The organism is Bartonella sp. AP36NXGY (assembly GCF_042195865.1).
Classification (GTDB): Bacteria; Pseudomonadota; Alphaproteobacteria; order Rhizobiales; family Rhizobiaceae; genus Bartonella.
Map to the genome: position 1 here is coordinate 15,347 of NZ_JBHIPD010000002.1, position 13,331 is coordinate 28,677.

The 13,331-nt window shown below is 38.8% G+C and carries 10 protein-coding genes and 1 pseudogene; 3 read left to right on the plus strand and 8 right to left on the minus strand.

Annotation, left to right across the window (positions count from 1 at the left end):
• Window positions 1-56: 56 nt before the first annotated feature.
• The 4 genes and pseudogenes from ACFINX_RS01050 to ACFINX_RS01065 form a co-directional block, all read right to left on the minus strand.
• Window positions 57-865, minus strand: a pseudogene (locus tag ACFINX_RS01050) (hypothetical protein).
• A 10-nt stretch (window positions 866-875) separates the two neighbouring features.
• Window positions 876-2,252: a Trk system potassium transporter TrkA gene (trkA, locus tag ACFINX_RS01055; protein WP_375611279.1), complete on the minus strand. Its 1,377-nt coding sequence runs from the start codon at window positions 2,250-2,252 to the stop codon at window positions 876-878.
• A 4-nt stretch (window positions 2,253-2,256) separates the two neighbouring features.
• Complete coding sequence (locus tag ACFINX_RS01060; protein ID WP_375611278.1) at window positions 2,257-3,615, minus strand: sigma-54-dependent transcriptional regulator; 1,359 nt, start codon at window positions 3,613-3,615, stop codon at window positions 2,257-2,259.
• Window position 3,616: 1 nt separating this feature from the next.
• Window positions 3,617-5,884 (minus strand): ATP-binding protein, encoded by a 2,268-nt coding sequence (locus tag ACFINX_RS01065; RefSeq protein ID WP_375638119.1) that lies wholly within the window; start codon window positions 5,882-5,884, stop codon window positions 3,617-3,619.
• 172 nt (window positions 5,885-6,056) lie between these two features.
• Between ACFINX_RS01065 and rirA the strand changes: the two genes are divergently transcribed.
• From rirA to ACFINX_RS01080, 3 genes are read left to right on the plus strand one after another with little or no spacing between them, the layout of a single operon-like run.
• Window positions 6,057-6,500: an iron-responsive transcriptional regulator RirA gene (gene rirA / locus ACFINX_RS01070; protein ID WP_375611276.1), complete on the plus strand. Its 444-nt coding sequence runs from the start codon at window positions 6,057-6,059 to the stop codon at window positions 6,498-6,500.
• Between the two features lie 24 nt (window positions 6,501-6,524).
• Window positions 6,525-7,715, plus strand: a complete 1,191-nt coding sequence (locus ACFINX_RS01075; RefSeq protein WP_375613044.1) for a bifunctional 2-C-methyl-D-erythritol 4-phosphate cytidylyltransferase/2-C-methyl-D-erythritol 2,4-cyclodiphosphate synthase — start codon at window positions 6,525-6,527, stop codon at window positions 7,713-7,715.
• Window positions 7,712-8,200: a CinA family protein gene (locus ACFINX_RS01080; protein WP_375628982.1), complete on the plus strand. Its 489-nt coding sequence runs from the start codon at window positions 7,712-7,714 to the stop codon at window positions 8,198-8,200. Before ACFINX_RS01075 ends, ACFINX_RS01080 begins: the two co-directional genes overlap by 4 nt.
• 599 nt (window positions 8,201-8,799) lie before the next feature.
• Here ACFINX_RS01080 and ACFINX_RS01085 read toward each other — a convergent pair.
• The 4 genes from ACFINX_RS01085 to ACFINX_RS01100 form a co-directional block, all read right to left on the minus strand.
• Window positions 8,800-9,261, minus strand: coding sequence for a type II toxin-antitoxin system RatA family toxin (locus tag ACFINX_RS01085; RefSeq protein WP_273791149.1), 462 nt, complete (start codon window positions 9,259-9,261; stop codon window positions 8,800-8,802).
• A gap of 2 nt (window positions 9,262-9,263) precedes the next feature.
• Entirely contained in the window at window positions 9,264-10,226 is a 963-nt protein-coding gene (gene lipA / locus ACFINX_RS01090; protein ID WP_375612897.1) for a lipoyl synthase, read from the minus strand.
• 67 nt (window positions 10,227-10,293) lie between these two features.
• Window positions 10,294-11,754, minus strand: coding sequence for a dihydrolipoyl dehydrogenase (gene lpdA, locus ACFINX_RS01095; RefSeq protein ID WP_375668178.1), 1,461 nt, complete (start codon window positions 11,752-11,754; stop codon window positions 10,294-10,296).
• A 222-nt stretch (window positions 11,755-11,976) separates the two neighbouring features.
• Window positions 11,977-13,320, minus strand: coding sequence for a pyruvate dehydrogenase complex dihydrolipoamide acetyltransferase (locus tag ACFINX_RS01100; RefSeq protein ID WP_375638117.1), 1,344 nt, complete (start codon window positions 13,318-13,320; stop codon window positions 11,977-11,979).
• Window positions 13,321-13,331: the final 11 nt, after the last annotated feature.

Sequence of the window (13,331 nt, forward strand, 5' to 3'; positions counted from 1 at the left end):
CAAGAGATTGTATAAGATAGATTAAAATCTCAATAGTTAAAATAGCAATAATAACTCTACCTAAACAAATGATGAACATCCGGAATGCGAGATACCGCCCAATGGTAAAAACTTCCTTCCTGAGGTCTTTTCGTGGTCTTTGTCTTTCTGTGAATATGAAAACCTATCAAGCGTGAATCTGTAAGCGGCTTTACGCCAAAAGCTGGTTCAAAAATACGTTCAGTTTTTCGCCCAGTCCAATAATAAAAAGTTTCCTTTTCCTTTGCTTCATGAAAAAAAACATATTGTTTTGCTAATCGTGAAATACCATCATTGCCAAATATTGTAACGCCAAGATTTCCCGGTAAAATCGGCATTTTTTTCCTCTTTAACCAAAACGGTCTCCAAACACGACGCTTAAACCCAAGCCAATGAGGAATAATTTCTGCACCTGCCCAATAATCCTCAAATATTTTTATAATAGGGTTATTGGGCGGAAAATAAAGTGCAGAAACGCCTACTCTTGTATTATTTTCTCTTGCCAACCAAACCTTATCCGCATCTGGATGAAATTGTTTAACAAGGTAAACATCTGTATCTAACCAAACACCTTGTTGATATTTCATCAGCATAACACGAAAAAAATCCGAGAACTGAACAATTGTACACCCTAATTTATCATCAGAAAAATCGGAATCAAGGCGATAAATTGCTGAGCGTGGTAAAATTGATTCGGCTTCATGCAGCTCAACACCAGCAGGGAGATTATCTATTTTTTATCATAACTAAAAAGCTTAACGCGCTGTCCAGTTTTAACCATTGAAGACAAACAAAGCCTATCTACCAATCTTAATTGTCCACTATACCAAAAAGTACAAATATCCATAGATAATATATCAAAAATATTCTAAACTTACGCGAAAGAGTTGTTCAACATCACGAACCCTATCAGCAAGAGCAAAAATCACTATTCTATCACCAGACAAAATACGCGTATCTGCCGAAAGCTGTATTATTGTCTTATTGCGATAAATTGCACCAATTCTCAAACCATCTGATAAATTGAGCTCTGATAATGACTTACCAACCAATGAAGATGTTTGCATCACTTCAGCTTCAATAATTTCTGCTCGGCCATTAAAAACTGAATGAACAGAACGAATACGCCCACGGCGCATTTGTTGCAAAATTCTCGATATTGTAACGCTATGGGGATTAAGATATGCATCCACACCAACAGCACGACTAAATTCTTGATAGGCAACATTATTAATCAATACCATATTGGCTTTGCAGCCCAATCTTTTAGCAATAATAGCGCTTAAGAGATTAACCTGATCTTGATTGGTCAATGTAATCATTAAATCGGACTGATCAATTCCCGCATCTTGAAGAATCACTGGATCTAACACGTTACCGTATAAAACTGTTGTTTTTTCAAGCTGATCAGCAATTGTGAGGGCTCTTTCTCTATGCGCTTCTATGATCTTCAATTTTAATTTATGGAAACGCTTTTCAATAGCCTGTGCAACATAAAGGCCAATGTGGCCACCCCCTGCAATAATCATGCGGTGGGCATCTTGTTCTTTATGACCAAAAAGCCCAACAGCACGACGCATCTGTTCACGAGAAACAACAAGATAGGTTATATCACCAACGCGTAGTTGCGTTTCTGAATGTGCAACCAATAATTCCGCGCCACGTTTAATAGCAGTAACCGTCGTATGAAGATCTGGAAAAAGCTCTGTTAATTGACGCAAAGGTGTATTAATAACGGGACAATCTTCCATGCATTCCAAAGCTAGTGCCACAATATCATCATTACAAAAATAAAGAACATCTATTGCACCAGGTAAAGCAATACGGCGCAAAACCATTTCCCCAACTTCAACTTCTGGCGAAATAACCACATCAATGGGAATATTCTCTCTGGAAAAAAGCGTCTTATAACGTGGTTCTAAATAAGATTGTGAGCGAATACGAGCAATTTTTGTGGGCACATTAAATAATGAATGTGCTACTTGGCAAGCTACCATATTAACTTCATCAAACAAAGTGACAGCAATCAACATATCAGCTTTGTCTGCATCTGCAGCCAAAAGAACTTCAGGCCGTGAACCGTGACCAACAAAACCTCTCACATCCAATGTATCGCGAATCTTTTCAATTAATCTCGTTTCAATATCAATAACAGTAACATCGTGATTTTCAGCAGCAAGACGCTCTGCTATCCCATAACCAACCTGTCCTGCTCCACAAATAATAATACGCATCGCTTTAAGAAACTCCAAGCGCTTTAAGTTTACGGTGCAAAGCTGAACGCTCCATGCCTATAAATTCAGCAGTACGTGATATATTTCCACCCAAACGCCCAATCTGCGCCACTAAATATCTCTTTTCAAATAATTCTCGAGCTTCACGTAACGGCAAATCCATTATACTTTCATCTGAATCCATTTGAAGACGTGGCAAAGAATCACTTACTTCACTGGGAAGAAAGTCCGCTGTTATAGGACCATCACCATCCCGCACAAGAATAAGAAGACGCTCAATATTATTACGTAATTGCCGCACATTACCCGGCCAAGCGTGCGTTTGCAAAATAGCAATCACATCATCACTGATTGCACGCGGTTTAATCCCAACCTGCTGTGATATTGTTTTTACAAAATGATGTACAAGTTCTGGAATATCTTCACGACGCGCTGAAAGGGGCGGAACAACAATAGGAACAACGGAAAGACGGTGAAAAAGATCCTCCCTAAAGCGCCCATCAGAAATGAGGTTTTCAAGATTTTGCGCTGTCGAAGAAATGATACGGACATCCACCTTAACACGTTTTGTGCCGCCAATTCTCTCAAATGTTTGCCCCGTTAAAACCCGAAGAATCTTCCCTTGAGTCTCACGCGGCATATCAGCAATTTCATCAAGATATAAGATACCGCCATGAGCTTCCTCTAAGGCACCAATTTTACGCTCTCTTCCCTCCATTTCGCTGCCAAACAGCTCTATTTCCATTCTTTCCGGAGTAATCGTTGCAGCATTTATTGTAACAAATGGCCCATTCGAACGCGTTGAGAGCGCATGAATAGCTCGTGCAACAGTCTCTTTTCCTGCCCCTGAAGGACCTGTTATCATGATGCGACTATTGGTTGGTGCTACTTTTTCTATGATTTGACGCAAATTTTTTATAACTGTCGATTTTCCGAGCAACTCTAATGTCTCGTTCGAACGCTTTCGCAATTCTAAAAGCTCACGTTTTAAATTTGAATTTTCAAGTGTTCTCTCTGCAACCAATACAAGTCTATCAGCTTTAAAAGGTTTTTCAATGAAATCATATGCCCCTCGCTTTATAGCGGAAACAGCCGTCTCAATATTACCATGACCAGAGATCATAACGACCGGAAGAGCCGGATATTGTGTTTTAATTTCATCAAGCAGTGCTAAACCATCGAGACGACTACCCTGTAGCCAAATATCCAAAAAAATGAGCTTTGGAATACGCTCACTAATTTGAGCCAATGCTTCATCAGAGTTACAAGCAACACGCGTTTCATAACCTTCATCATCTAAAATACCAGCAACAAGCTCACGAATATCTGCTTCATCATCAACAATCAAGATATCTGATACCATACTATTCCCCTATCTTATGATTTATGGCTTGTATAATATTACCCTGCTTACCCCCATCCGCTGGAAATATCAAACGGATCATCGCACCACGACCTTCATAAAAACTCTCCGGTGCATCATGAAGCTCCATGAAACCACCGTGATCTTCAATAACTTTGCGCACAATAGCTAACCCCAGCCCTGTTCCTTTTTCCCGCGTTGTTATATAGGGTTCTAATAACTTTTGTCTTTGCTCTTTAGGAAGTCCTTTCCCGTTATCAACAACATCCACAACCACCCATTCTTCCTGACGATAAGAACGGATAAGAATATGACCGTGAATATTTTCCTCTCGCATAACTGAATCTATGGATTCGCTCGCGTTTTTGATAACATTGCAAAAAGCCTGTACAATGAGACGGTTATCAAATGCACCCATAAGTGGTAGAGTTCCTAAATCTTGCTCAAAATGAATATCATGTCGCGTCACCTCTATCAAGAAACATGCTTCGCGCAACAATTCTCGTATATCTAAAATATGCATTTTGGGTTTGGGCATACGTGCAAAAGAGGAAAACTCATCAACCATACGCCCAATATCTCCAACCTGCCGAATAATTGTGTCAATACACCGCTCAAAGACCTCTCTATCTTGTGTAATAGCTTTGTTATAACGTTTACGAATGCGTTCAGCGGATAACTGAATAGGTGTAAGAGGATTTTTAATTTCGTGTGCAATACGCCGCGCAATATCCGCCCACGCCGCTGTACGTTGCGCTGCAACAAGGTCTGTAATATCATCAATTGTTAGAACCCAAGATTGCCCTTGTCCATCATCCTCCTCCATCGTAACTTGGACATTACAGACACGCTCTTTTCCTGCAACGTTTAAAGTGACCTGCTCACGATGGTTTTTACGATCCAATGAACGCACAAACTGAAAAACCTGCCAAATTTCAGCGCTTAAAGATAAAAGACTTTTTCCAACAACGCGCTCTGAGCGAATATCAAACATCGCTTCAATAGACCGATTGATAATGGTGATATCACCATTATCATCTATACCTGCTACTCCCGCTGTTACACCCGATAACACAGCTTCAGAAAAACGCCGTCTTTCATCAATTTGATCACGCACTGCAATCAATTCATTACGCCGACTTTTCAATTCACTGACCATGTAATTAAAAGTTTTGGATAATTGCCCAATATCTCCATCTTTTGCTCGTACTGGCACGAAAATTTCCATATTTCCAGAAGCAACATCATCGGCAGCACTAATGAGAAGACGAATAGGACGTACTAAGCGATCAGCAACAGCAATAGCAGCCCAAATGGCTGATAAGAATAAACTAAAAAAAAGACACAAATAAAGCATACCAAATGCAATCTGTGTCAGCAGGCGATTCTCATTTAAATCACGATAACGATCTGTATTAACTTCTGTCAAACGCAAAGCAGATAAAACACCTTTATCAACGTCACGCACCAAATATAAAAATGTGTTTGGAATATTGGTAAATTTTAAAATAATACCAAAATAATCATGAATGCCTGGTTGAAAAGAAAAAGGTCTCGCACTGGTTGCACGTTCAATAAGATGAGAAGGAGGAATTGGCAGTTTATCTTCATCACCAAGAGCACTCGATACAAAAATAGCTCCACTAGAACTTAACAAAAATGCACCACGCAAATTGCGTCCTAGAGCATGACGCGTCAATTGCATCCTATATTCAGCTGGATTACGTTCTAAGAGTTTTTTGTTATCAAGTGCAAATGCCATCGCGTAGGATAAATTTTTTAAATTTTGGAGCATTTCATCTGCATAAGCATTTGCTAAATCAATAGAAGAGCCCACAATTTGCCGCGTTGTTGTATCAAACCATCGATCAAGTCCCAAATTTAGTGCTGGACCCGATACAAGAGCTACAGCAACAGCTGGCATTGTCGCAACAAGTGCAAACAATGAAATAAGGCGCACATGAAGACGCGATCCTGCACGCCTTGAACGCCAAGCACGAATGATCGGTATCATCTCATAAAAAACGATGACAATAAGCCCTAAAACCCAAAAACTATTAATTCCTATAAGAATAAGGGTTACTGTTCTACTGGGAACAACAGGAGTTAATCCAATAAGAATAATAAATGAAACAGAGGCCGTAAGTAAAGCCAATACAATAATTGTAATCCCTAAAAAAATATATACCTTACTTAAACGATACAACTCATCGTTATAAGTATTTTTATCTATGTCTTGAAGATTCGTCACAGATGTTATATTCGTCATGAGCTTACATACCCTTATCCCATTATTCTCATATAACCTTTTGTAGCAAAAATTGACAATACTAATACTACATTTAAAATAGGCAAATATAGTCAACGAGAAAAAACTTCTACATTTTGCAAAATATCTTTAAAATAGACTGTGTTCGACGATACTTTACGAAGGAAATGAGATGCGATTAACAAAACAAACAAATTATGCTCTTCGAATGCTTATGTATTGTGCAGATAATCAGGGAACTCTCAGTCGTGTTCCAGAAATTGCTAAAGCATATGCCGTTTCAGAGCTTTTTTTATTTAAAATCCTTCAGCTGCTTGTTCAAGCAGGTTTTATACAAACAGTGCGTGGACGCAATGGTGGAGTTAGATTGGCTAAACCCGCAGCAGAAATTTCAGTCGCGGATGTTGTGAAAGTAACAGAAGACAACTTTTCCCTCGCAGAATGTTTCGATACTGCAGAACCAACTTGCCCCTTGTTTGATTTTTGTGGTTTAAATACCGCACTTCAAAAAGCATTAAATGCTTTTTTTGAGGTGTTATCCGTGATATCCCTTGCTGATCTACAACAACCATCCTTTCAAAATCATTTTAAAATTAATGACAAAAAAGCAAACTAAGATTATAATACAAGGAGATTAAGTATTTCTATTGCAGCAATAATATTAGCCGCTGGACGGGGTGAAAGAGCAGGATCTCCCCATAAAATTCCAAAACAATATCGGCTTCTAGGACAAAAGCCAATTATTTATCATACCGTGCATTGTTTTTTGCAGCATCCAGCTATCACAACAATTATTCTTGTTATTCATCCAGAAGATCGTCAAATCTGTGAACAAGCTATTGACGATTTTAAAGAGCGCCTTATTATCGTTGAAGGAGGCAATACACGTCAAATCTCTACCTTATATGGACTTCAGGCACTCAAAAAATTTGCCCCCCAATATGTGCATATTCATGATGGTGCACGCCCTTTTATCGAAAACAAGCTTCTTAATAACATTCACAACACTATCACGCCTCAAGAAGGTGTTCTTCCTGTTCTGCCCATCTCTGATACCCTTAAACGTATAAATAATCAGCATGTTTTAGAAACAATTCCCCGTACCCATCTTTATAGTGCACAAACTCCACAGTGTTTTCCCTTTGAACATATCTTAGCGGCCCATAAACAAGCAAAACAAGCTTGCAAACAAGAATTCACTGACGATTCTGCAATTGCCGAATGGTTTGGAATTCCTATGCGTACCGTTCCTGGAGATCCTAACAACATAAAAATTACATGGCATGAAGATTTTAATACTGCACATTTATATCTCCAAAAGAAAATGCAAATATTTCCTGATATTCGTACCGGCAATGGTTATGATGTTCACTCTTTTGAGGATGGTGATTTTCTTATATTATGTGGTATAAAAATCCCTTTTCATAAAAAATTAAATGGACACTCCGATGCGGATGTTGCTCTTCATGCATTAACAGATGCCCTTCTTGCAACTCAAGGTGCTGGAGATATCGGTACACATTTTCCTCCCTCTGATCCTCAATGGAAAAATGTATCATCAGAAATTTTTCTCCGTCATGCTCTTGATATTATAAAACAAGCAGGTGGTCGTATCGCCAATGTTGATATCACAATTATCGCTGAAAATCCTAAAATTAGTCCATATCGTCATGCCATGACAGAAAATCTTATAACAATACTTGCAATAACACCTGATCGTATCTCTATCAAAGCAACAACAAATGAAAGGCTTGGATTTATTGGTCGTGGTGAGGGAATTGCTGCTCTTGCAACAGTGAGCGTCCTTTATTCAGGAGAAATTCCCCAATGACATATCTTTGTGAAAAACAAGCACATGAAGTTCTTAATACCTTTCGCCAAAAAGGTTTGCTGTTAACAACTGTAGAGTCTTGTACAGGGGGACTCATTGCTGCATGCCTCACAAATATAGCAGGATCGTCAGATGTTCTCGATTGTGGATTTGTTGTTTATTCAAATGAATCTAAAACACGCCTTGTTGGCGTTTGTGCTGAACTTATAAAAACCTATGGTGCCGTTTCAAAAGAAGTTGCTCTTGCAATGGCTGAGGGTGGATTAAAACATTCACAAGCTGACATTGCAGTTTCTGTAACAGGAATTGCTGGTCCAGGAGGTGCAAGTCTTGATAAACCTGTAGGACTTGTGCATTGCGCAGTAGCTTATAAAAACCACTCCCCCCTGCACAAAGAAATGCACTTTGCTCATCTTAATCGCAATGCTATCCGCCATGCAACTGTTGAAAATGCTTTTAAAATGATTCTGGAATTGCTTCACTGAATTCCCCATACTAATTTCAAAATTCTTTATTCCCCATCGAGTCTATAATCGTCAACATCTTGAAAAAATTTTATTGTATCACAACTTGAAAATGAACGATCTGACTAGCCTAAAATTATCTCACTTTAGTCCTGTGTAGGTTGAATTAATCAAATTTATTCACTTACACGCCACAAGAGAAAAAACTGTATAAATAAAATGATTAATGAAAGGGAAACTTGTACCTCTCTCTCAAGTGCTAAGAGCTGGTACAACATCTTGAGAGATGGCAAATAAATGATACAGGAGAACTTCTTCATAAGTGTACAGATGTAGATTTTATATACTTTTACGAGAATCTATACTATTTATTATGAGCACTATTATGAAATGGGTATGACGCAAGCATGTTCTATTTGGGCGTTTTGTTTAACGAGTGTGCATCCATTAAAAAAGAGAGAAACAAAAGCATGAAACTGTGCATCATCTTCATCATTTAAAATGATATTCCCTCAATATGCTTTTGAAAGCTGAATTAAAAACAAATAGTAAAGATGGAAACCGGTTTTCACCTTCACGCTGTTTAAGCAATAGGTATTGTTAAAAAATAACAGAATAGACTATGTTACCGTAGAGCCATAAATCTGATGCGCACGCTTCTCAAAAGCCTCGGTAAATTTACGAAACGCAATATCAAACATTGAGCCCATCACTAATCCAAGCGTTTTACTTTTAAATTCATAATCAATAAAAAACTCTACATTACATGCATTGGTATTTTCAATATCATGAAAGGCCCAACGATTTTCAAGATATTTGAATGGACCATCAATATATTTAACTTCTATAAGACTTTTTTCCGGCTGAAGAAATACTTGAGTCGTAAAAGTTTCACGAATAATCTTATAGCCAACGGTCATATCCGCAAGAAGCAATATTTTTTTTCCATATTCTTTTCGAGAACGTATTATTAAAGACTCACACATTGGTAAAAATTCAGGATAACGCTCAATATCTGAAACCAGATCAAACATTTCACTGGCACTATGGGTGATCTGCCGATGTATTGTAAAAATCGGCATAATTATCTCTGTAAGGAAAATTTTTCATCACGCGCTTTTTGCAAAATGGCAAAATCATCTCCAGCATGATGAGATGAACGCGTTAGAGGATTGGAGGCCATATGTAAAAATCCTTTTACTTTACCAATCTTGGCAAAAGACTCAAATTCTTCAGGAGGCACAAAACGAACAACTGGATGATGTTTTCGTGTAGGCTGCAAATATTGTCCAATTGTCATAAAGTCAACATCAGCAGCGCGCAAATCATCCATCAATTGCAAAACTTCATTTCGCTCCTCCCCAAGGCCAACCATAATTCCCGATTTTGTAAAAATTGTTGGATCAAGTTCTTTAACACGTTGTAATAAACGAATTGAATGAAAATAACGTGCCCCTGGACGGACCTTCAAATATTTAGAAGGAACTGTTTCTAAGTTATGATTAAAAACATCAGGCTTAGCAGCAACAACAACTTCTAAAGCGCCATCCTTATGACGAAAATCAGGTGTAAGAACTTCAATTGTTGTTTTAGGAGTTTTTTGACGAATCGCATAAATAACTTTTGCAAAATGCTCAGCACCACCATCAGCAAGATCATCACGATCAACAGATGTAATGACAACATGTTTTAATTCCATCCGTGCAACAGCATCAGCGACACGTTCTGGCTCATTATCATCAACGGCAAGTGGAATACCTGTTGCAACGTTACAAAAAGCACAAGCACGCGTACATATTTCACCTAAAATCATAAAGCTAGCATGCCTCTGGCTCCAACATTCGCCAATATTAGGACAACCAGCTTCTTCACATACAGTCACTAACTTATGCGTACGTACAATACTATGTGTTTCCTTATAAATTGGTGATGTTGGCGCTTTTACACGAATCCAATCTGGCTTTTTTTGAACGCTTGTATCAGGACGATGTGCCTTTTCAGGATGACGCAATCGTCTATTTGCAACTCTATCAACAACCGTAACCATTTAAGCCTTTGCCTTATAAATACGAAGTAACAATCAAAAATATAAAATTTTTCATACAATCCAGTCATCAAGCGTTTAAAACTTGACCATAAGCATCTAATACACTTTCTTTCATCATTTCCGATAAGGTCGGATGTGGAAAGACAGTATGCATTAATTCTTCTTCTGTTGTTTCAAGATTCATAGCAATAACAAAACCCTGTATCAATTCTGTTACCTCAGCCCCTACCATATGGGCCCCGAGAAGCTGTCCTGTTTTTTTATCAAAAATCGTTTTTACTAACCCCTGATCATCACCCAAAGCAATCGCCTTACCATTCGCAGCAAAAGAATAACGACCAATACGTATATCATAACCTGCTTCTTTTGCTGCCGCTTCTGAAAGCCCTACAGAGGCAACCTGTGGTGTACAATATGTACACCCTGGAATTTTTCTTTTATCAAGTGGATGAGCGCTTTTCAAACCTGCAAGATGCTCAATACATATCACACCTTCTTCTTCTGCTTTATGGGCCAACATAGGAGGGCCTGCTACATCACCAATAGCATAAATACCTTCCACCCCCGTCCAACTCCATTCATCAGTTACAATGCAGCCGCGATCGGTTTTTATTCCCAAAGCTTCTAAACCAAGATTCTCAATATTACCTTGCACCCCAACAGCGGAAATCAACCGGTCAACAGTCATTGACTCTATTTTACCTTGAACATCAATATGTACACTTACAGAATCGGAAGATTTTTCAACCTTTGTTACTTTTGTTTGACGAAGAATGCGTAAACCTTTTTTCTCTAACTGTTTACGAGCAAACGTTGAAATTTCAATATCTTCAGCAGGCATGATATGGGGCATCATTTCAACAACAGTTACTGTCGCCCCCATATCATGATAAAAAGAAGCAAATTCAATGCCAATAGCCCCAGACCCTATAACCAAAAGCGATTTTGGCATTGCTGGCGGTATCATAGCTTCAAAATAAGTCCAAATGAGTTTTCCATCTGGCTCAATACCAGGAAGGACACGAGGATGTGCGCCCGTTGCAATAATGATATGCTTTGCTTGATAAGTTCCCTCCCCTAACGTCCCTTTAGGGACTGGATTTTGCGGTTGCATAATCGGTTTGGAGGATGAAAAAACCATAATTTCCGCAGGAAGGCTTCCCTTTGCTTCTTTAGTAAGCTTTGCTTCACCCCAGATAATATCAATTTTGTTTTTTTTCATTAAAAAACCAACACCAGCATTTAAACGTGCTGAAACACCCCGTGAACGTGCCACAACATCTTTGATGTTTGCCTCAATTGAACCATTAATTTTTAATCCATAATTTGTCGCATGTTCAGCAAAATGTTTCATTTCCGCTGAACGTAGAAGGGCCTTTGTTGGAATACATCCCCAATTTAAACAGATCCCTCCCAAATGTTCACGTTCAACAATCGCAGTCTTAAAGCCACATTGTGCTGCACGAATTGCGGTTACATATCCGCCTGGACCTGATCCAATCACAATTACATCATAAAGATTTGCCACAGTAATTCCTCCATGGATATATATATAAAATGGATATGCATTTTTTGAACTTAAGACTGTAAAACAATATGAGAGAATTATCTTATGTCTTTGCTTTAAGCTTCACGTAAATGCTTTATCCAAACCAGAAATAGCAATAACATTGCTCTTTAAACTCTTTAAATTTGTTTCTATTCTCTTAACACGCTTTCTCACAATTTATGTGAAGAACGGTTAAACAGTTCAAACCAACATTGCTAATGGATTTTCAATCATCTTCTTAAAAGTCCGCGCGAGCTCTGCTGCTAAAGCACCATCGACAGCACGATGATCCGCAGAAAGCGTAACTGACATAACTGTCGCAACAACTAATGCACCATTTTTAACAACGGCGCGTTGCTCCCCTGCTCCAATCGCAAAAATCGTCGCATGCGGTGGATTAAGAATAGCAGAAAAACTTTTTATACCATACATCCCCATATTTGATACAGCTGTTGTTCCACCCTGATATTCTTCCATTTTTAACTTGCCCTCGCGCGCACGCTTTGCAAAATCCTTCATCTCTTTGGAAATAAGTGATAACGGCTTTTCCTCTGCATGGCGAATAATCGGTGTAATTAATCCATTGGGAATAGAAACAGCAACCCCAACATCACAATGTTTATGATGAATCATCCCACCTTCAAGCCAAGAGACATTCGCATCAGGAACCGCTTTCAAAGAAAGTGCGACAGCTTTGATCACCATGTCATTAACAGAAAGCTTATAAGTAGGCTGAGTTTCTTCCTGCCTTTTAACCATTGGTGCAGCAGCATTCAGTTGTGTACGCAGTGCTAATAGCGCATCAAGTTCACAATCTACCGTTACATAGAAATGTGGGACTCTCTGTTTTGATTCCACCAAACGTGTCGCGATTGTTTTACGCATATTATTATGGGGAGCGAAGCTATATTCATCCTCTTTGAAGAGTTTCAATATCTGTTTGTCCGAAGCACCTGTAGCTATTAGCTCCCCTATCGATGATGAATAAGACACTTTAGACATATCGCTGCTCACAGCTTTTTCTACATCGCGCTTAATAATGCGCCCATGCGGACCACTTCCAGAAATAAGGGATAAATCAAGACCTGCCTGAGATGCTAATCGCCGCGCTAAGGGAGAGGCAAAAAGACGAGCTTCCTTTTTATCTTGCTGTATTAATTGCCCAGTTGATGATTCATGAGACATTTTTATTCCCTTTGAGTCCGTCTGTTTCAGAGAATCTGTCTGTTTGATGCCCTCTGATTCTTGTCTTGTAGAAGAAGAGATTTCTTCTGTAACTTTTGCAGCTTCAGCTAAATCTTCACCTTCTTCTGCTAAAACAACAATTAAAGCATTTACTTTAACGCCTTGTGTTCCAGCAGGAACAACAATTTTAGCAACCCTACCTTCATCAACGGCTTCGACTTCCATTGTCGCTTTATCCGTCTCAATTTCAGCAATAACATCACCAGAGGAAACCTTATCTCCCTCCTTAATATTCCATTTTGTTAAATTTCCCTCTTCCATCGTAGGGGAAAGCGCTGGCATTGTAATTTTAATGGGCATTATGCTTTCCT

Excerpts from the sequence above, each read along its gene's own strand:
- ACFINX_RS01085 (WP_273791149.1), bottom strand. The coding sequence starts at position 9,261 with ATGCCGATTTTTACAATACATCGGCAGATCACCCATAGTGCCAGTGAA.
- ACFINX_RS01065 (WP_375638119.1), bottom strand. The coding sequence starts at position 5,884 with ATGACGAATATAACATCTGTGACGAATCTTCAAGACATAGATAAAAAT.
- ACFINX_RS01080 (WP_375628982.1), top strand. The coding sequence starts at position 7,712 with ATGACATATCTTTGTGAAAAACAAGCACATGAAGTTCTTAATACCTTT.
- ACFINX_RS01060 (WP_375611278.1), bottom strand. The coding sequence starts at position 3,615 with ATGGTATCAGATATCTTGATTGTTGATGATGAAGCAGATATTCGTGAG.
- rirA (WP_375611276.1), top strand. The coding sequence starts at position 6,057 with ATGCGATTAACAAAACAAACAAATTATGCTCTTCGAATGCTTATGTAT.
- trkA (WP_375611279.1), bottom strand. The coding sequence starts at position 2,252 with ATGCGTATTATTATTTGTGGAGCAGGACAGGTTGGTTATGGGATAGCA.
- lipA (WP_375612897.1), bottom strand. The coding sequence starts at position 10,226 with ATGGTTACGGTTGTTGATAGAGTTGCAAATAGACGATTGCGTCATCCT.
- ACFINX_RS01100 (WP_375638117.1), bottom strand. The coding sequence starts at position 13,320 with ATGCCCATTAAAATTACAATGCCAGCGCTTTCCCCTACGATGGAAGAG.